Origin of the sequence: Parasutterella secunda, assembly GCF_016901835.1 — a bacterium.
In the GTDB taxonomy this organism is placed as follows: domain Bacteria; phylum Pseudomonadota; class Gammaproteobacteria; order Burkholderiales; family Burkholderiaceae_F; genus Aphodousia; species Aphodousia faecavium.
The window spans coordinates 1-19,972 of record NZ_JACJKX010000004.1; the positions used below are offsets into that span (position 1 = coordinate 1).

At 47.8% G+C, this 19,972-nt stretch carries 19 protein-coding genes and 1 riboswitch; of the genes, 6 read left to right on the forward strand and 13 right to left on the reverse strand.

All coding sequences use genetic code 11. From position 1 onward, the window contains the following. Window positions 1-121 precede the first annotated feature (121 nt). Window positions 122-1,324, reverse strand: coding sequence for a diaminopropionate ammonia-lyase (gene dpaL, locus H5985_RS03210; RefSeq protein WP_205049880.1), 1,203 nt, complete (start codon window positions 1,322-1,324; stop codon window positions 122-124). 150 nt (window positions 1,325-1,474) lie between these two features. Here dpaL and H5985_RS03215 point away from each other — a divergent pair, with 150 nt between their 5' ends. Continuing rightward, entirely contained in the window at window positions 1,475-2,653 is a 1,179-nt protein-coding gene (locus tag H5985_RS03215) for a DUF4143 domain-containing protein (protein ID WP_205049881.1), read from the forward strand. Window positions 2,654-2,692: 39 nt separating this feature from the next. Beyond that, window positions 2,693-3,097 (forward strand): hypothetical protein, encoded by a 405-nt coding sequence (locus H5985_RS03220; protein ID WP_205049882.1) that lies wholly within the window; start codon window positions 2,693-2,695, stop codon window positions 3,095-3,097. A gap of 68 nt (window positions 3,098-3,165) precedes the next feature. Here the strand turns inward: H5985_RS03220 and H5985_RS03225 are convergent, their stop codons facing one another. From H5985_RS03225 to H5985_RS03245, 5 genes are all read right to left on the reverse strand, one after another. Beyond that, window positions 3,166-3,774: a DUF2569 family protein gene (locus H5985_RS03225; protein ID WP_205049883.1), complete on the reverse strand. Its 609-nt coding sequence runs from the start codon at window positions 3,772-3,774 to the stop codon at window positions 3,166-3,168. Between the two features lie 6 nt (window positions 3,775-3,780). Further along, window positions 3,781-4,254, reverse strand: coding sequence for a MerR family transcriptional regulator (locus H5985_RS09530; RefSeq protein WP_205049884.1), 474 nt, complete (start codon window positions 4,252-4,254; stop codon window positions 3,781-3,783). A gap of 198 nt (window positions 4,255-4,452) precedes the next feature. Beyond that, a complete protein-coding gene (locus H5985_RS03235) occupies window positions 4,453-4,641 on the reverse strand; it encodes a hypothetical protein (RefSeq protein ID WP_205049885.1) in 189 nt (62 codons plus the stop codon). A 502-nt stretch (window positions 4,642-5,143) separates the two neighbouring features. Then, window positions 5,144-6,385, reverse strand: coding sequence for a dicarboxylate/amino acid:cation symporter (locus H5985_RS03240; RefSeq protein ID WP_205049886.1), 1,242 nt, complete (start codon window positions 6,383-6,385; stop codon window positions 5,144-5,146). 235 nt (window positions 6,386-6,620) lie between these two features. Next, the gene (locus tag H5985_RS03245) at window positions 6,621-7,538 is read right to left on the reverse strand and encodes a hypothetical protein (protein WP_205049887.1); all 918 of its coding nucleotides are present in this window, start codon (window positions 7,536-7,538) and stop codon (window positions 6,621-6,623) included. A gap of 156 nt (window positions 7,539-7,694) precedes the next feature. On the opposite strand from H5985_RS03245, the gene H5985_RS03250 reads away from it, so the two are divergent. Then, window positions 7,695-8,546, forward strand: a complete 852-nt coding sequence (locus H5985_RS03250) for an aldo/keto reductase (RefSeq protein WP_205049888.1) — start codon at window positions 7,695-7,697, stop codon at window positions 8,544-8,546. A 65-nt stretch (window positions 8,547-8,611) separates the two neighbouring features. On the opposite strand, the gene H5985_RS03255 is transcribed toward H5985_RS03250, so the two are convergent. Continuing rightward, window positions 8,612-9,415: a MetQ/NlpA family ABC transporter substrate-binding protein gene (locus tag H5985_RS03255; RefSeq protein ID WP_205049889.1), complete on the reverse strand. Its 804-nt coding sequence runs from the start codon at window positions 9,413-9,415 to the stop codon at window positions 8,612-8,614. Between the two features lie 285 nt (window positions 9,416-9,700). Between H5985_RS03255 and H5985_RS03260 the strand changes: the two genes are divergently transcribed. Continuing rightward, on the forward strand, window positions 9,701-10,264 hold the full coding sequence (locus H5985_RS03260; protein WP_205049890.1) for a GNAT family N-acetyltransferase: 564 nt from the start codon (window positions 9,701-9,703) through the stop codon (window positions 10,262-10,264). Between the two features lie 56 nt (window positions 10,265-10,320). Here the strand turns inward: H5985_RS03260 and ribB are convergent, their stop codons facing one another. The 5 genes from ribB to H5985_RS03285 form a co-directional block, all read right to left on the reverse strand. Next, a complete protein-coding gene (ribB, locus tag H5985_RS03265; protein WP_205049891.1) occupies window positions 10,321-10,974 on the reverse strand; it encodes a 3,4-dihydroxy-2-butanone-4-phosphate synthase in 654 nt (217 codons plus the stop codon). Window positions 10,975-11,059: 85 nt separating this feature from the next. Then, window positions 11,060-11,201, reverse strand: a riboswitch (FMN riboswitch). 5 nt (window positions 11,202-11,206) lie between these two features. Continuing rightward, window positions 11,207-13,051, reverse strand: coding sequence for a [FeFe] hydrogenase, group A (locus tag H5985_RS03270; RefSeq protein ID WP_205049892.1), 1,845 nt, complete (start codon window positions 13,049-13,051; stop codon window positions 11,207-11,209). Between the two features lie 14 nt (window positions 13,052-13,065). Further along, window positions 13,066-15,072: an FAD-dependent oxidoreductase gene (locus tag H5985_RS03275; protein WP_205049893.1), complete on the reverse strand. Its 2,007-nt coding sequence runs from the start codon at window positions 15,070-15,072 to the stop codon at window positions 13,066-13,068. A 164-nt stretch (window positions 15,073-15,236) separates the two neighbouring features. Next, a complete protein-coding gene (locus H5985_RS03280; RefSeq protein ID WP_205049894.1) occupies window positions 15,237-16,331 on the reverse strand; it encodes a pyridoxal-phosphate dependent enzyme in 1,095 nt (364 codons plus the stop codon). Between the two features lie 17 nt (window positions 16,332-16,348). Then, window positions 16,349-17,020 carry a helix-turn-helix transcriptional regulator gene (locus tag H5985_RS03285; protein WP_205049895.1) on the reverse strand — a complete coding sequence of 224 codons (672 nt, stop codon included), beginning with the start codon at window positions 17,018-17,020 and terminating at the stop codon, window positions 16,349-16,351. A 166-nt stretch (window positions 17,021-17,186) separates the two neighbouring features. Here H5985_RS03285 and H5985_RS03290 point away from each other — a divergent pair, with 166 nt between their 5' ends. Next, entirely contained in the window at window positions 17,187-17,990 is an 804-nt protein-coding gene (locus tag H5985_RS03290) for a thymidylate synthase (RefSeq protein ID WP_239481586.1), read from the forward strand. Window positions 17,991-18,003: 13 nt separating this feature from the next. Next, window positions 18,004-18,492 carry a dihydrofolate reductase gene (locus H5985_RS03295; RefSeq protein WP_205049896.1) on the forward strand — a complete coding sequence of 163 codons (489 nt, stop codon included), beginning with the start codon at window positions 18,004-18,006 and terminating at the stop codon, window positions 18,490-18,492. 76 nt (window positions 18,493-18,568) lie between these two features. Here H5985_RS03295 and H5985_RS03300 read toward each other — a convergent pair whose 3' ends face one another. After that, complete coding sequence (locus H5985_RS03300; protein ID WP_205049897.1) at window positions 18,569-19,963, reverse strand: L-serine ammonia-lyase; 1,395 nt, start codon at window positions 19,961-19,963, stop codon at window positions 18,569-18,571. Window positions 19,964-19,972 lie beyond the last annotated feature (9 nt).

A 19,972-nucleotide genomic window follows, 5' to 3' on the forward strand; every position in this document is an offset into this window, starting at 1 on the left:
TAAGAAGCGTGACCAGGGATGTTATTAATAACCGCCCACTACGGATCCGTACGGTGGGTGGTGTGGAAGGACGGTAGGCAGAATAACTACCTACCTCCTATCCGATTAATTCATGTTTCTATCAGTCTGCAGTATAAGCGCCGTCCCAAACAACTTTTCGATAGCCTTCTCGATCTGTGTCGCCTTCGGTGGAGATGCAAAGAATGCTCGAATCTTGATTAAGCCCCAGTTGTTCCTTGAGTGTAGCGTACTCAGGCTTGCGCAAGACGTCAGCCACAAGACCGAAGCAGGATGCACCGCTTTCGCCGGAGATAATGCGTGTGTCGCCTGCCATTGGCGCTCCCAAAATACGCATCCCGTCAGCAGCCACAAAGTCAGGCATCGAAACAAAGAAGTCAGCACAGTGCTCGAGAATTTCCCAGGCGACCGTGCAGGGAATGCCACAACAGAGGCCTGCCATAATGGAGTGCAACTCACCCTCATAGGCATGAATCTTGCCATCAGCAGCTTTAGCAGTTCTGTAGAGGCAATCGGCACCATTGGGTTCAACTATGGTGATAACAGGACGATTCTTACCATAGAAATTTGCAAAGAAAGCTGCTACGGCAGCGGCCATGGAGCCGACACCGGCCTGAAGGAAAACGTGCGTCGGACGACTTGAACCCAACGCTTCAATGATTTCCATCCCCAAGGTGAGGTAGCCCTGCATGATACGAGTGGGAATATCTTCATAGCCGTCCCACGAAGTATCCTGAACGAGAATACCGCCCACTTCCTGGGCTTTCCGAGCAGCCATCTGAACCGTAACATCATAGACGAAGTCGGTGATGGACGCATCAGACCCAAGCTTTTGAATGTTAGCCAGACGCTCGGGTGCCGTGCCTTTAGGCATCAGAACAATACTCTTGTGACCAAGCATCTTAGCGCTCCAAGCCACTCCCCGCCCGTGATTGCCGTCGGTGGCGGTCACAAAGGTGAGCTCTCCCAACGCCTTTTTACTTTCAGGCGTCGTGATTTTCTCAAAGGTCACCTCCTGCGCGGAAAGGCCGAGTTTTTCAGCCATTAAAGTGGCCATGCAGTACGAGCTTCCCAGAGCTTTGAAAGCATTTAAGCCGAATCGGTAACTTTCGTCTTTAACAAAAATTTCTTTGACACCGACGCTTTGGGCAAAAGCCGAAAGCTTTGTAAGAGGTGTTTTTTCATAAACAGGAAGTGTTTGGTGATAGCGGAGAACTTCCTGAGCCTTTTTCTCATCAAAGGCTTTCATCAGAGAACAGGCTTCGCTCTTAGGCTGAAAGCGGACACAATCAATCGTTTTGGACATGTGAACCTCAAAAAATTTATGGAAATATTTTCGTCAACGATTCTAAAGAGCAATTATGACAAAACAGATACATTCAATCTGAAAAATCAAAAAGTTTTAAAGTTTGGATAAAATACAAAAGTTATTTCAATTTTTACCAAGTTTTGATTCATGCCTATTGCCCCTCATATTGCAAGGTCACTTGCTCGCACATTAAGCGAAGAGCGCACGCTTACCAATCTGTTTTTAATCAGCGGGATGCCTTCAAGTGGAAAAACAACCTTAGTGCGAACTGTGTTTAATGATCTGTCGTACGTTGATTTGAACGATATCTACCCGAGAAATCTGGCGCACACCCAACCCAAAGATTTTTTCAGTGTTTACGGCAATCGTCTCATTGTGGACGGAATTGAAAATGCGCCCGATCTTGTGAAGTTTTTGCCCGATGACAATCAGGCTTGTATTGTGTTGGTTGGCTACTTACCGAAAGAAACGGTAAAGAGTCTCGAAGAAAATAAAGAGCTCATGCACTACAGCCTTCCCCCTGTTTCTCAGCGCGAGTACGCAGGCAAAAGTCCTGATCCCTTCGGGAAAGTCCCTCAGGCTTTACGCATCAGTTATCCGCAACCCGGATTTTTTGATCTGATGCGAAACGGATTTCTACCACGAACCGATTTGTCGCTCTCAACAGCGGCTTTTTACGAGAATTGGTTGGCTCAATTTTTTGCCCGACATGTGCGTGGCGTTTTAAATGTTTATAAAGACACGCTCTTTTTCAATTACCTCAAAGTCTTGGCCACGAATAACATGGAGGAATTGAATCACTCGAAATTTGCCAAAGAGGCGGGCATCAGTTATGCCACCGCTATCTATTGGACGGATTTTTTAATGGACTGTGGCGTCCTTTTTGAAATCCCGTCACTCAAACTCGAACAAAGGCGCCAGGTCAAGCGTTCAAAGTTTACATTTGCCGATACGGGCCTTTTGTGTTTCCTTTTGGGTTGTGCCACCGCAGAAGAAGTCTATAACCATCCGTCTTACGGTGGCGTGTTATCGGGTTTTGCGGCAGCTGAAATCATTAAAAATTATGCAGCGCTGGGTCTCACAGCACCGATTTATTTTTATCGTGATACGGCGCATAAACACGTCGAACTTGTGATCAAGGGCTCTAAAGGGTGGGGGCCTGTAGGATTTTTAAGTCAGAAGATGCGTCCTATGAAAGAAACCATTCGCCATACAGATGTGCTCATCAAGATCGGTGGCCCCTGCGAAGATATTGTGTTTATTTCGGACGGGACGCTCGCCGTTGAGACAACTTCTTACCCGGTTGTCGCGGCCACGGCGATCTAAAGCCTGTACAATGTTGACGTTTTCTCAAAGGATTGCATCATGCGTTCATCATTAATTTTTACACTGGCTCTGCCCGCCCTGATTCTTGCCGGTTGCGCCACATCGGATCAGTACGTTTCTCAAAAGAGTATGAAGCAGCTAGATGCTTCCACCTATGAAATGGAACTGCAGCAGCCCTGGGTTGAGCAGGAAATCATCGTTCGGGAAAATGCTAGAAAAGAGGCTACGGACTTTTGCTTGCAAACCAATCGCGGGATGCAACCGCTCTCAGCCATTTCCCGCTCGCATCACCAGACCGGCAACGGCGCTTATGTGAAGTTTACGTTCCGCTGTGTGGGCTATGTGGACGGACCCAAGGAAGAATACCATCGCCTCGGTTTCTACACGGATGAAGAATCGAAAAAAGAAGCGATTGAACGCAATCGCCAAGAATTCGGTTATTAATCCCTTCGAATTGTCTAATAAAAAGCCCGGTCTCGTTTGATTCCGGGCTTTTGAATTAGATGGTGTAGTTATTTCGTTTTCTTGGATTTCGCTTCTTTAGCCTTTTGAGCTTTCTTGGAGCCTGCGATCTCAACAGCCAGGTTCACATACGTATCCACGGCTTTGGTGCCGTAAGTACAGGCAACGCGCTTAGAAAAGAGAAAATACAGTGTCCAGATCGCGGCATAGAGACAAGCTCGCACCACGGTTTGGTTACTCACTGATGCATCAAAGAAGAAGTAGAGCAAAATAAGCGAAATCGGCCCCACTACCCACAAAATCACAATCGTTTGTTTGACAACGGAGGCATCACGTTTTCTTGCGATGATGTAGAGGCAATAAACAAAGAGACCGATAATCACGATCGAAGGAGAGATTACGGCCCAATTCGTGACACCGGACTCGCTCATGAGGCTTAAGGTATTCATTGCATCGATCGCTGTCGTGATGATGGAGAGCACAACGGTGGCCACAAAAATCAACAGCCACCCGTTTACCCCATGAGGGAAATGCGGAATAGGTCGTGCAGCGGGTTTTGTTTTGGCCCAGACATAGATGAAATACGTGGGGCAGGCCGTGAGAATTGCCAAAATGGCAATGGCGACCATGACTTCAAAAGAAAAGAATTGACTGATCATAATGCATTAAGCCGATACGGTTTTTGGGGTTTCGATTTTTTTCAAAGAACGTTTCATCTTGAGATTTTCACAATTGTGGCAGCACGCTTCATTGTTTAACCCTTCGATGATGCCGCAGGGTTCACCGTTGGCGTGATTGCCGTGGCAGCAAAGCGACAAAAGCCCCAGGTGTTGGCGCAATTCTTTTAAGGCGTTGATCTGCTCATCAATTTTTTTCATGTGGCGCGTAATGATTTCCTGCACCTTACAGGCTTCTTCATTCTGACGGGCCCCGACGTCACTTAAAAGACGGATATCTTCCAGACTCATGTCAAGACTTCTGCAGTGACGGATAAATTGCAGACGCTTTAAATGCCCTTCGGTGTAAGAGCGATAATTGTTCATAGAGCGCGCGGCTTTGGGAATCAGTCCCTCGTTTTCATAAAAACGAATCGTTTCAACGGCAACGCCCGATAATTTTGATAATTCTCCGATACGCATGGTGGGGAATTCCTCGTTTATGACGAAGCGTACTTTAGCACAAACCTTGTATTGAATATAGGGATTGTAGTTTTTAATTCAAAATGATATTAAATCAATTGTATGAAATATTGAAATAGGATTAATTTTGAGGATAAAGATGAAAAAATGGCGAAGAAATTTTCTTTCTTCGCCATCGGTAGAGAAATAGCTCAGCGGTTAGGATTCGTTATCCTCAATGCGGCGAACCGTTTCAGAGATCACGGCTTCATCCACATTCTGAAGCTCGAGCGCCGTCAGTGACTCCCCGTCATTTAAGGTTGCCAGAGCCCGATCTTTAAAATCTTCGGGCGTCTCGTTTTCTGGACCGCTCTTTTTGAGCAATCGGATGATGTCATCACTAGTCATAATTGTCCTTTCTTAAACGGCCTCTTTGACCGTGTTGTAAATCGATTGAGTGGGCAAAGACTCTTTCTGAGGCTCTTTACTCTGATTAAAGAGTTTTCTTAATATTGGGTAAAAAGTAAAGAAATAGGAATGATTAAGTTGGAATTCCATAATGAACAGAAGACAGCAGAATTGCCTATTTTTTAAAAAACAACATTTTTTTAAAAAACAACATTTTAAATTTTTATCTCTTTGAATTTGATTTATCCAGAAAATGGTTATAGTCGATAGAGATCGATGATCCTTATTGTGTCGCTCGTAATGAGGTGGTACCTCTTTGTTAACGAAACCAAACCTTTCTCCCCAGCTAAAAGGAATTTCAGGTTCAAAAAAGCTGTCTACGTTTGACAAGCTGAAAATTAAAAATAGCTTTTACAAAGGATTAGACTTAGTACGAGGCTAAAAGAAAAGCGGCAAGGCTTTTACACCCTGCCGCATCATTGAGTCAGAACTCAGGCTTTAATTATTTGCCTTCGTCTTCATTGAAGGGTTCTGAACCCAATTCACCTTCCATACGGGAGACCATCAAAGCGGTGGTGGAGTCACCGACGACGTTGATAGACGTACGGATCATGTCGAGTACACGGTCAACGCCTGCGATCAAAGCGATCACTTCAAGCGGAATACCGATTTGCGTGAAGACCAGCGTCGACATAATCAAGCCGGCGCCCGGGACACCTGCCGTACCGACAGCAGCCAACACACCGGTGATAACGACGATAACTTGGTCGCCCATCGTGAGCGGGAGGTCATAGATCTGAGCGGCAAAGACTGCACACACACCCATGTAAACGGCCGTACCGTTCATGTTGATCGTGTTGCCTAACGGAACCGCAAAGGAAGCGATGGAGTTCGTAGCACCCAAGCGACGTGAAGCGACGAGGTTAGCAGCCATAGCGGCGGCAGACGAGCACGTCGTGAAAGCGATCAACCACGGTTCAAAGATGCCCTTGAAGTAATCAGCCACCGGGATACGGATGATGAACATCACGATCGGGATGTAGATCAAGATGACCAACAAGGCGGTAGCGATGAAGGAGGCAAGAATCAATTTGCCCAACGGGAGCAAAACAGCCAAACCGTGTTGAGAAACGACGACAGCCATCAAAGCGAACACACCGATCGGAGCGTAGCGCATCACGACTTGCGTCATGTGAATCATCAAGTTGCCGACGATATCAAAGAAATGATAAACCGGACGACCCTTTTCACCCAGGAAGTTCAGGCAGAAGCCGAACATAATGGCGAAGAAGATGATCTGAAGGATGGAGCCCTTAGCGAAGGCTTCCATCGGGTTGATAGGAACGATGTCAAGTAAGGTTTGAACAAAGCTCGGAGCCTTCACTTGAGCAGCCTTTAAGCCTTCCGTTGAAAGCGTCAGACCGATACCCGGGTCGATGATATTGGCGATCAACAAACCGAAAATCACGGCGATAGCGGAGGTCAGCATGAAGATGACCAACGTCTTAATGGCCACACGACCCAATTTGCTGACGTCGGAAATACCGGCGGCACCGGCAACCAAGGTGGCGAACACCAAGGGAACGACGACCATGCGGATCAAGCGGATGAACAAGTCACCGAAGGGTTTCACGTAGGTAGTGGCGAACTGGGAGTCCAAGAACATACCGACGATCACACCTAGGACAAGACCAATGAGCATTTGCATTGCCAAACCCATTGAAGCGGATTTAGATTTTGCCATTGCATTCTCCTTTCCAAATTTATATTTATTATCGCGAGCGGTCGTCTTTGAGCGCCGTAACAACGCAGAAATACAACTCTGCACACGGTAGTACCGAGCCGAAACGAATGGTTTCAATCTCTTGGTTTCAATGTAGTATCAATTTGTAAAATCGAAAAGTAGGTAGAAACCCTAATACAAATGGCGATTTAGCAATAATGTGTTTGTAAAGAAGCACTGAAATGTTTGATTTATCCTAATAATTCAGGGCGTTATAACACTTTCCCCAACCTTTTGGGGTTTGTATAAGCAAAAACGGCAACTTTTGCGTTTGGACAAATGTTTGCGAAATAACAACTCGTTCGAAAGTATTTAGGGTTTCCGTGTAAGGAAAAGTCTTGGTTTCAATAACAGACCAATAGAAATTCCAAAGGCGCGCTCTTTTGTAAAAATCTGTCTCAGAAGTAATCTTTGAGAGAATCATATAGGCAAGGGCTGAATGAAAATTCAGTGATGAATAAACAGAAGGAACCCCTACTGATAAAGAACGGTTTTCGCTGCCGATAAGGAATGCTTGCTCAGAAGCACTACAGCGGAAAAAGTGTGTGTGATAGATGCTTTTCAGTTCTGAGAGCAGCCAATGATCAAAATCAGTCTTTGAGCTTAGAAAATAGTTCGGGAAATCCCCTGCCGTTAACCCGAGTTTTTGATCTTTGCCGATCCCCTCCCCTTTATCGGTAAAACAATCTGTGAAAAGTTCGGTCGTGCTCGGGAGCTCACAAAAAAGTGAAATAAGAAGGGATTCATTATCCTGAGGTTTTAAAAACCGTTCGGTAAAGCGCTTGAGGTTGTCGGATAATTCAATACAACCGTTGCCCCAAGGCTGGGCACCTATTGAAGATAAACGCACCCAGGCAAAAGGGATACCCTTTTCCGACTTAAAGTAAAAACCCGTGACACGTGGAGGTTTCGGTGCCTGAGGTTTAATTTCGGGTTCTGATTTTAAAGTTGTCCTTGTGGCGACTCTTTCAATGCGACGTTGAGGGTGTGTATGTTCAATCTTTTTTTCATCGGTCTTTTTTGCCGCGCCCTTTAACATACGCGCAATAAGCCAGAGAACGAGCACAATGGCTGCTACCGATAAAAGTAAGAAATAGTCAAAATCTTGTGTCATAACGCCTCAACATTTAGGCATCTAATTCTAATGTATTGACTAAATACAAAGAATGCTTATTTTCCCCTGTTAACGCTGCTTAAGTTTAGCTTTGGGCAAAAAGTGAAACGGTCTTCCTCACTAAAATGAAAACGTTGAGAGTCTCGGGAGGTTGGGATGAAAGTCAAGTTGGGAAAAATTAAACTCAATAATGGTGTGAAGATTCCGTCTCTTGGAATCGGCACATGGCAAATCCCCAGCGGAGAGGATTTGGTCAAATCCTTGCAAAACGCTATTGCCTTGGGTTATCGCTATATCGATACGGCTGCTATTTACGAAAATGAAGAGTCAGTGGCTGAAGCCATTCGCAGAAGTGAAGTCAAGCGCTCCGAACTTTTTATTTCCTCCAAGTGCTGGGCGGCTAACCGCACGTACGACTCTGTTATGCGAGCCTTTGAAGAGTCGCTCAGAAACTTAAAGCTTGACTATCTTGACTGCTATCTGATTCATTGGCCTTACACCAAAGGTGAACCCTTGGCTTGGCAAAGTGTCAATATCGGTACTTGGCGCGCTTTTGAAAAGCTCTATGAGGAAGGTTTGGTTAAAGCCATCGGGTTATCGAACTTTCAGATGCACCATCTGGTCAGTTTTTTGGCTCGTGCCAATGTGGTGCCCGCTGTCAATCAACTTGAATTTCACCCCGGATACACCCAACGCTCGGCCGTCGCTTTTTGTAAGAAAAACGGCATTATGGTTGAGGCTTGGTCACCTCTTGGACACGGATCGCTGCTTTCAGAACCGCGTATTCAGGAGATTGCTTCTCACTATGAACGCCCTGTGGCACAGGTTATTCTTCGCTGGTGCCGTCATCATGACGTCATCCCCGTCACCCGAGCTCTTTTACCCGAGCATCAGAAAGAAAATCTCGAAAGTTTTGATTTCGAATTGACTGAGGATGATATCGCTCAACTCGATGCCCTGCCCGTTATGGGATTCTCAGGACTTGAGCCCGATCACGTCAGTTTTTGATTTGAGTACATTTCTCAACAAAAATCCGGCCTTGCGCCGGATTTTTGCTATTCCTGGAGATTTAATTAGAAGGCAGGAACCACTGCACCTTGGTATTTGTCTTCAATGAACTTGCGCATTTCAGGCGAGGTCAAAGCCTTAGCAAGCTTTTGAAGCTCATCGCGCTTGTCACCCTTACGGACAGCAACGATGTTGGCATAAGGCGAGTCCTTACTTTCCATGTAAAGAGCATCCTTCATCGGGTTGAGATTCACACCCAAAGCATAGTTGGAATTGATCACGGCAAAATCGACGTCATCCAACGCACGAGGCAACACCGCGGCTTCCATTTCAATAATCTGAATTTGTTTGGGATTGTCAACAATATCAGCAGGTGTTCCGTTAACACCGACGCCATCCTTTAATTTGAAAAAGCCTGCGTCAGACAAAATCTTCAACGCACGACCACCGTTGGTGGGGTCATTCGGAATGGCAACTTTGGCGGCATCGGCAATAGTCTTAATATCTTTGACTTTCTTGGAGTACACACCCATCGGTTCAATGTGAACAGCTACCAATGATTCAAGTTGCAACTTGCGTTCGGCGGCGAAATTATCCAGATAAGGCTTGTGTTGGAAGAAGTTGGCATCGAGTTCCTTGTCAGCCAATGCCATGTTGGGCTGAACATAATCGGTAAATTCAATGACTTCAAGCTTAACCCCTTCTTTAGCCAACATGGGCTGAGCCGCTTTCAAAATGTCTGCGTGCGGCACAGGCGAGGCTCCCACTTTCAAAATGCCGCTTTGAGCGGCATCATCTGTGCATCCGGTAATCAGTCCGCCTGCAGCAATCGCGCACAGGCAAAGTGAAATAAGTGAACGACGTTTCATTTTTGTTGTACTCCGTTTTTATAAAATCCGCCTCATTATCCCGTAAGTACGGCTCAATGGGAATACTCACTTTCCTTTAGATATGAGTAATAGAACCTAGATGGATACACTGAAACATTTTTTTCACAGTGCACTTTCAAAAAAATTAAAAGTGGACTTTTAAAAATTTTAAAAGCGGAGTTTTAATCTTTTAAGAGTTACCTATCAGTTGGGAGGATAAAATCTGTGATCACGGAAATAATTCTGAACTAGAATAACTTCTTCCTACAATCTTTAGAGAGATCGATGCGTTTTAGATTGGCCACACAGGGGGATGCTCAAGCACTACTGGATATCTACGCACAATATATCGATACACCGATTACCTTTGAGTGCGTTCTCCCGAGCCTTGAGGCTTTTAAAGAAAGAATTGCCTCAATTCAAGCCTTCTATCCGTATATTGTGGCTGAAGAAAACGGACGCATTCTGGGCTATGCTTATGCACATCGCCACATGGAGCGCGAAGCTTACCAGTGGAATGCAGAACTCTCTGTCTATTTAGACCGCACCTGCACGTCTCTCGGAATCGGAACGTTGCTTGTCACGCGATTAATTCAAATCCTCAAGCTTCAGGGTATTCTGAAAGTCACAAGCGGTATTACACAACCCAACGAGAAAAGCGACGGATTACATAAAAAGTTAGGATTCAGATTGGTTGGAACCTATGACTGCGCAGGCTTTAAAGCCGGAAAATGGTACAACGTCAGCTGGTTTCAAAAAGATATCGGAGAGCACACTTTAGCGCCACATGCTCCCGTCGGTATCAATGAGGTGTCGCCCGAAACGATTGAAGAAATTTTAAAGGCCTAGTTAAAATTTCGGCCCGTTTGGAAAATCCTCTCGGGCTAAAATCCTGTCTATTTCAATCAGCAATTAAACGCCTGGCGATAGCGAACCAAGTCTTCAACCGTAATCACACAAAGACCGTGCAGGTTGGCAAATTCGCAAACCTGAGGCAATTTAGCCATGGTGCCGTCTTCGTTCATGAGTTCACAGAGAACGCCTGCGGGATTGAGTCCTGCAATACGCATTAAATCAACTGTAGCTTCAGTGTGTCCGCGGCGTTCAAGCACGCCGTTGGCGCGTGCGCGAAGCGGATAGACGTGGCCCGGACGCAGTAAATCCTCCGGTTTACCGTTGGGGTTGGCAGCCGCCTTAATGGTCGTGACACGATCCTTTGCACTTACTCCGGTTGTACAGCCGTGCGCGGCTTCAATCGAAACACAGAAAGCTGTGCCTTGCGTGTTGGTATTGTTTTCAACCATTTGGGGTAATTGCAGGCGTTTGCAGTCTTCGTCACGTAAACACACGCAGACAATACCCGAGCAGGCACGAATCATCAGAGCCATTTGCTCAACGGTCAAAAAGTCCGTTGATAAAATCAGATCCCCTTCATTTTCACGATTTTCATCGTCAACGACCATGACACCACGGCCGGCACGTAAATCGGCAATGGCGCGCTTAACACGCGTATAACTGTCTACACCATATTGAGCCAGAAGGTTTTCAGACTGATGCATACAAGTATCCTTTCTTTAAAAGACATTTAAAAATCGCATCAGGGAAAGTGAAGGCGCAAAGAAAAATACGCCTTCATGAGGAAAGTTGTCGCTCTTTCTTCCGGACTATACCGTCGGTATCGGAATCTCACCGATTCTGCTGACCGGGTGAAAATTGTTTTAACTTCCACCCGCGCTCGTGGACTGTTACCACCGGTGGGGAATTTCACCCCGCCCTGAGTCAGCCGTGATTTTAACGCTTTTTCGCAGGCTGCGTATACCTTGCACTTAAAACCTGCCAAAGTTTTCGAATATCGGAAGGCTCTTTCTGAGCTTTCTTCGAGCGATATTCGCAGTGAAGCAGGTCGTGTGCCAAGTGTGAACCCGGAGCGCCGAGCGTTTCGGCATAAAGCGCCGTGACTTCAGGATTCTTGTGCGACTCGCGAATAGCGCACTCTTCATCAATTTTATAAATAGCTTCCTGCCGCACTCGGCTGAAGGGCTGATAGTTGTTTTTCTTTCTGGGTGTTCCGCCCCCTGAAATACAACCGCCGGGGCAGGCCATCACTTCAACGAAGTCATAGATCACTTCGCCTCGGCTCATCTTATCTAAAAGCGCCTGTGTGCGAGCCAGACCATGCACCACCGCGACACGGATTTCTCCTAATTCGCCTAAATCCACCGTCGCTTCTTTGACGCCTTCTAAACCGCGTGTGGGTTCAAAAACCATGGGCTTCATACTTTGACCGTCATGGGTTAAAGCGTAAGCCGTGCGAACCGCCGCTTCCATGACGCCCCCTGTGGTACCGAAAATAGCACCGGCCCCGGTATAGTCGGTAAAAAGATGTTCGTCTCGAGCCATGGGCTTACAATTTTTCAAGTGCATCCCGCAGCGACGAAGAAGTTTTGCCAATTCCCGAACGGTCAAAACAGCATCCACGTCCGGTCCGGCTTCTCGCGCAAGCGTCGGTCGCAAGGCCTCGCCTTTTTTAGCCGTACAGGGCATAACGGAAATGACGCGCAGTTTATCCCGCGAGACATTGAGTTTTTGGGGTAACAGCGCTTTAGCCAACGCCCCGAAGATCGCCTGCGGAGATCGGGTGGTTGAGAGATATTCCATCACCATCGGCGCGTGTTTTTCCACGTAATTGACCCAGCCCGGGCAGCAGGAGGTAAACATGGGAAGCGCAACCTCGTGATCTTCTTTACGGGCTTTGAGGCGCTCCAAGAGTTCCGTCCCCTCTTCCATAATGGTCACATCGGCTGCGAAATTCGTATCCATCACGTAATCGACACCAATGTGCTTTAAGGCATAAACAATAAGGGGCTCGACATTTTCGCCCGGCGTCATACCGAACTCTTCCCCAAGCGTCACACGAACGGCAGGGGCCAATTGGAAGATCGTGACCGTTTCCGGGTCATCAATCATGTTAAGCACCCGATCGGTTTCGTCTTTTTCACTTAAAGCACCGGTGGGGCAAACCAATGTGCACTGACCGCACTGTACGCACTTGGCAGAATCCGCCCAGCGCTTGGCACCCGTCATGGCAACGCCTGCCATGGTACCGAAATTATCAATGGTGAGCGCACCGATCCCCTGCACCTGGCGGCAGACTTCAACGCAGCGCCCGCAGCGGATGCATTTATTGACATCACGGACAATGCCGGCAGACGAGTCATCAAAGACGCGATTGGCGACAAAGGTGTTCGGTGTCGGTGTATGAGTCATACCGATAAAAAGTGCGACGTCCTGCAGCTCACAGTTGCCGTGCCGTGCGCAGCTCTTACAATCCTGCTCATGATCGGCAAAAAGGAGTTTCATCTGCAATTGCTGCATTTTGCGCACGCGCTCGTTGCGCGTGAAAATGCGTTGACCGGCCTTAATGGGCGTTGTGCAGGCCGTGACCACGTGACCGGTTTCTTCACCCTCGTCAAACACTTCAACCAAACACATGCGACACGTGCCCGGCGTATGGTTAAGGGGCATAAAGGCGCAAAGGGTCGGAATAAAAACGCCGGCGTCTTTGGCCACCTGTAAAATCGTTTGTCCTTCTTGGAAAGAGACTTTCTGACCGTTAAACCAAGCAAAATTTTCCATGATTGACTCTCTCCTTACACCGCTTGGTTTTGAATATGAGTGATGTTACCGGGAATCGGCAATTGCGTAACCACTCCGTAGATGCGGTAGCAGCGCATGCAACGATTGGCTTCAGCAATAGCTTCGCCTTCTGTCATCGATAAGTCAACTTCTTCAAAGTTGCCTCTCCGTTCCTCAGAAGACAGGGTCTTTAATTTATGACGCGGTGCCGGACACAGATCGATCTTCGGATCGGTTTCTTTCATGAGTTCACCCTTTTTGATGAGTTCGCCCATGCGGCGACGGGCCACAAAACCGACTGAGCCTCGGGTGAGGTATTCGTTAATGGACTGAGCGGCAATCTGACCTTGTGCCAAGCCGTCAATAAGCGTTGTGGGACCGGTGGCTGCGTCGCCTCCGGCAAAAACGCCCGGACGAGTTGTGGCGAGTGCTTCAGAAACCGAGATGTTGCCGCGCTTATCAAACATGATGCCGTCATCATCGCAGAGCACTTCCTGGTCAAGCCGTTGACCGATCGCCGCAATAAGATTCGTGCATTCAAGGACCGTTTCGGTACCTTCAATCTCAATGAGTTTGCCTCGGCGCGACCCCGGAACCTTTTCTTCGCGCATTTTGGCGATCTTCAAACCGGTGACCTTACCGTCAGCAGATATGATTTCTTTTTGAACCGAGAGGAAATGAAAGACGATCCCCTCTTCTTTAGCGGCCACCACTTCTTCGTGATCAGCCGGCATCCCTTCTTCGGTACGACGATAGACCACATGCACGGTGCCGTCCGTCAAACGAGCGGCCGAGCGCGCGCAGTCCATTGCCACGTTACCGCCGCCCACCACGACCACGTCGCCTGTGAGTTTAAAGGGGCGATTGCCGGTGACAGCACGTTCAACCTTTTGCAGGAAATCAATGCCGTTAAAGTAACCGGTGAGCGTCGTGTCTTCATTATCAAGACCCAGATACATGCCCTTGGAACAACCGACGCCCAAGAAAATGGCGTTGTAGCCGCGATTGAAAAGGTCAGTCACCGAAAAGTCGTAGCCCAGGCGCTGGTGATAGAAATAGCGGCCGCCCAATTGTTCAATCACATTGGTTTCACTTTCTAGCAGCCCCTTGGGCAAACGGTACTGGGGAATGCCCACCTGAGCCATGCCGCCTGCGTGGCTGTTGGCTTCAAAAATATCGACTTTATAGCCCTGAAGCAGTAAGTGATAAGCACAGTTGATGCCGGCAGGACCTGCTCCAACCACGGCCACCTTCGGGCTCATGGGGTTGGTGTCGCGCTGAGCAAAGTTAAAGAGCTCTTCCATGGGACCCGTTGCATCGGCGGCATACCGCTTTAAATTCTTGATATCGACGGCGCTATCCAGATACTGACGACGACAGGCCTTTTCACAATAACGCACGCACACACGCCCGCAACTGCCGACCAAAGGATAGTGACGAAGAAGCACTGCCGCGCTCATTTCGGGTTCGCCCGCCTTAATGTAGTCAATATAGCGGGGAACATCGACGTGAGCCGGACAAGCCTCAATACAAGGAGCACTTAAAACCGTGTAGTAGTCATAGACGTTTTCGGCAACGGGCTGAGCCTGAAGGAGTTCATCAGGACAATATTGCAACGCGCCCAAAAGTGCCTCAGGCGTCGTCTGACCGATTCCGCAAAGACTGGTTTGCTTCATCTGTTCGGCTACAGTCTTCACGTACTCCCAATCCACCTCGGAGGCTTTCCCACGAACAACCTTACCCAATGCTTCAGCAATGACCATTACCCCGATTCGGCAGGGCGTGCATTTGCCGCAGGTTTCGCGCTCCGCTCTTTGGTAGTAACGCCAAAGTGAGAAAGCGAGATTAGCGCGCCGATCCATGACAATAAATCCCCTGTCACAGACAAAACTCATGATGGGGTTGCCGGGATTGAACTGAGAAAACTGATCAAGCGGCAACCCTTCAGGAGCCACCGGGGAGAATGTGGATCGATTGTCGTAAAAGCGCCCGTCCCAGACGCCGAAAATCAAGGGGTTCATAACTATTTTGCACACAGACCCTGAGGATTATAAGTGTGCTCTCTCCTTTTTGTTAGTATTCTTTGCTCCAAGCTCTGCGCAAAAAGTGCTCAAGTGGTTTTAACCACCTTCGCACTTTTTGTAGGACACCGCCTGTCTTATCTTTCAGACGTAGTGTATCAGGCTTAGTGATCCGATTTAATACCTGCTCCGCACATAGTGATCAATGTATCAGGCGTCGGCCCGTAAAGTTCACAATAATGCAGATAGGCAGCGTAATTGGCAGCCGTCGTGTGTTCACAGTAAATACCGTGGGCAGCCAAATGCGCACGGGCCTCAAGAATTTTATCCTCAGGGGCCGTCACAAAACGGATGTTATGGCGATAGGCCATATCCAAAAGTTCTGCGCCGCGACTGGGTTTGCCGATTGCAATGCCTTCGGCCATCGTTTCGGTCACCGGAACTTCTTCGGGTTCGGTTGCGTGATGTTTAGCCGCTTGATAAAGCGGATCACATTTTTCACTTTGAAGCGCAATAATCTGCGGGAATTGATCAATGACACCTGAAGCCAATAAGTGTTCAAGCGCTTTGACTACTCCTATATAAAGCGTTCCGTTACCCACAGGCACCACGATGTTGGCAGGAATTCGTCCGAGCTGCTCGTAGGTTTCATAGATATAAGCCTTCATGCCTTCATAGAAGAAGGGATTAAAGACGTGATTGGCGTAATAGACGTGTTCTTCACGAACCTTTGCGCGGCAGACATCGGCGCAATGATCGCGGCTGCCCGGCACTTCATTGACTTTTGCGCCGTGTGATTTGATCATGCGGATTTTCGATGGGCTCGTGCCATCTTTGACAAAGATTTCGCAACCGATTCCGGCCCGTGCTGCATAAGCGGCTACAGCATTGCCGGCATTGCCGCTTGAGTCCTGTACGCAGTCTGTCACACCGATGGATTTCATGTGTGAGACCAAAGTGGCAGCTCCCCGGTCCTTAAAGGATAAGGTCGGCATGTAATAGTCCATTTTAAGAAGCACATTATCATCGAGGCGAATGATGGGCGTCATCCCCTCACCCATGGTGACGCTTTGCCAGGATTCATCATCAAGAGCCATAAAGCGGCGATAACGGAATTGATTCCATTGAGTCTTGTCAATGAGTTTTTCATCCCATTTGGGCGGCGTGAAATCCAATTCAAACAAACCGCCGCATTCACAACAGGGTTCTTTTGTTGTGACGGGAGTGATTTTTCCGCATTTCGTACAAACGTAATTCATGATAAAGCTCCTGATAATTAACGTTTTCCATGAATTTCATCGAGGTACCCGTAAAGAGTAACCTTAGAAAGACCGAGCTTGCCTGCGACATACTCCATAGAGCCTTTGACTAAAAAGACACCGCGCTCATCCATAAAGCGAATGAGTTCGAGTCGGTCGTCTCGACTGTTCCGACCTTCTGCAATCAGTTCATTGACCATCGAGTCAATCATGTTATTGACAAATTGCCGGACACTGTCTTCTTTTGCAGGTGAGGCGACTGTTTCAGTTTCAGAGTGTTCGGCAATGACTCTTTGCCCTTCCCCTGCTTTGGGTTTACCGTGAAGGAGGTTTTGGGCCCAATTCATTAAATCGTTGGCCCGCGTCGTGTCGATGTTGATACAAAGCGCACCGATCAACTCTTTTTTCTCATTTCGTATTAAAAGAGAAGATGAACGGATGAGCCGTCCGTCTTTTTTAAATAAATAGTTATCGACCACACCGTCTTCGGGGTTACCGGCAAAGACAGCTTTTTCAATCAAGTGGTGAAAAGTCTGTCCGATTTTACGTCCTGTCACTTCGCCGTTGGCCACATAGACCACTGAGTGCTGAGGAGTGGACATGTCGTGGAGCACCACTTCAGCATCGGGAAAAGTGCGGGCGATCAGCTCAGCCACAGAGAAGTATGGAATCAGTTTTTCGTTTTGCATGCAATAAGTTTAATAAAGAGATTCTCTCCGATCAATAAAAAATTATATACAGTAATAAAAAATTATTTCAAAATAATTGATACTTTTAGATCAGAAAGGATTTTCCTTGCGAGTCAAGAGTTGAGTAGAATGAATCAATCTGTTAAGTTTTTCGAATGGATTGATCATGCTTATTGAACATCAATATGAAGATTTGATGCGTCATGTCTTTTTCCATGGCGTCAACAAAAGCGATCGCACGGGAACCGGCACGCGCTCGGTCTTCGGCTATCAGATGCGCTTTAACCTTCAGCACGGTTTTCCGCTTGTGACGACTAAGAAGCTTCACCTGCGCTCCATCATTCATGAATTGCTCTGGTTTTTAAAGGGTGACAGCAACATCAAGTACCTCAAAGACAACGGCGTGAGCATCTGGGATGAATGGGCAGATGAAAACGGCGATTTGGGTCCCATTTACGGTGTTCAGTGGCGCAACTGGCGCGGAGCCGACAATCAAACCGTGGACCAAATTGCTGAACTCATCCACACGATTAAAACCAATCCCGACTCCCGTCGCATGATCGTGACGGCATGGAACGTAACCGAATTGCCGAAAATGGCGCTTCCCCCTTGCCACATGATGTTCCAGGTCTACGTGGCTGACGGAAAACTCTCCTGCCAGCTTTATCAACGCTCGTGCGATATTTTCCTGGGCGTCCCCTTTAATATCGCAAGCTACTCACTTTTAACGCATATGCTCGCTCAGCAGTGCGACCTTGAAGTTGGAGACTTTGTATGGACGGGCGGCGACTGCCACCTCTATAACAACCACTTCGATCAGGTGCGCCTACAATTGTCCCGTGAGCCTCGTCCCTATCCAAAGCTTGTGATCAAACGTCGTCCTGAATCCATCTTTGACTACAAGTACGAAGACTTTGAGATCGTGGGCTATGATCCCCATCCAGCCATCAAGGCACAGGTGGCGGTCTAAAGGAGAGAAGCGTATGACGCAATTGCATTTAATCGTCGCACACGCCCGCAACGGCGTAATCGGTAAAGACAATAAACTGCCGTGGTATTTGCCTGAGGATTTAAAAAACTTCAAGCGCACGACGATCGGAAAACCGGTCATTATGGGACGTAAAACCTGGGAGTCGCTAGGACGTCCTCTGCCCGGACGACGAAATATTGTGATTACGCGTCAAGAAAATTACAAGGCTGAAGGCGCCACAGTAGTCGGTAGCTTAGATGAGGCTTTGAAAGCAGTTGAAGATGCTCCGATTGCGTTTATTATGGGCGGCGCTCAAGTTTACGAAGAAGCGCTTCCCCGTGTCGAAGTGGCCCACATTACGTATTTAAATGCTGACTTTGAGGGTGATGCGTTCTTTACTCACCTCTCACCCGACGAGTGGGTACTCACTGAAGAACAATCTTTCCCCGCAACGGATGCTCATCCCTTCAGCTTCAGCTTCCGTATCTACACTCGTAAGTAAACTTCAACTGATTCTTTAATACGATTTGAGCCGCGAAATGCGGCTCAAATCATTTCCGGTGTCAGACGTTCACCGATTAACATTCCACCACGCTCACGGCCAAACCACCTTGGCTGGTTTCTTTGTATTTCGATTGCAAATCAAGACCGGTTTTAAGCATCGTCACAATCACCTGATCCAAAGACACGTAGTGATGGCCGTCACCTAAAAGGGCTAATCGGGCAGCATTAATGGCTTTAACTGCAGCAACGGCATTGCGTTCAATGCAGGGAATCTGCACTTGGCCTGCAACCGGATCACAGGTCATGCCGAGGTTGTGTTCCATACCGATTTCAGCGGCATTTTCAACTTGTTGCGGTGTTGCGCCCAAAACCTGAGCTAAGCCCCCAGAGGCCATGGAGCAGGCTACGCCCACTTCACCTTGGCAGCCCACTTCAGCGCCCGAAATCGAAGCATTTTCTTTATAAAGAATACCGATTTGACCGGCTGTGAGTAAAAAGTCACGTACGCCTTCGATATCGGCCGAGTCAATAAACTTCATGTAGTAGTGAAGCACAGCAGGAATGACGCCCGCTGCACCGTTCGTGGGTGCAGTGACTACGCGTCCGCCGCAGGCATTTTCTTCATTGGCTGCAAAAGCAAAAGCATTGACCCAATCAAGAACCGCAAGCGGATCGTTTAAGGAGCGCTTTTCAAAATCCAGCTTTTCATACATTTGCTTGGCGCGGCGCTTCACCTTCATGGGACCGGGCATAATGCCTTCATTTTTAAGACCGCGGGCAACGCAGTCCTTCATCACGGACCAGAGGTAGTCGAGCTGAGCATTGATTTTTTCGTCCGTTTCCCACCAGACCTTTTCGTTTGCGCGAACAATCTCAGGAATCGAAAGCCCTGTTTTTTCACACCACTTCATCAGATCGGCAGCGCTGGAAATAGGATAAGGCTGAGCCTTGGTATGGATGGTTTCTTTTTCTTCGCTTACCTTATCAAAGTTGTTGGGATCACTTTCGACAATAAAGCCGCCACCCACGGAGTAATAACGTCTTGAGAGCAGAACATTGTTGTCTTTGTCCTGAGCAATGATGTGCATGGCATTGGTGTGATAAATAGCCACTTTCTCCGGACTTAAAATAATGTCGCGTTCGGGATTAAATTCAATCACCTTACCGGAAGGCAGTGTCAGACGATGTTCGGTGCGGATGGCCTCCAAAATCTTGGGGGCGGCATCGAGATCAACATTAGCGGGTAACATACCCATAAGTCCTAACTGGAAGGCGGTATCGGTTGCGTGACCGATACCCGTTGCACCGAGACTGCCCATCAAATCCACCCAGATGCGATTGGTTTTTTGATCAAGCCCCGATTCGACGAGTTCTCGGCTGAACCGCACGGCCGCGCGCATAGGACCCACCGTATGAGAAGATGAAGGGCCGATGCCGACACGGAAAATATCAAAAACGCTCACACTCATGATGAAATC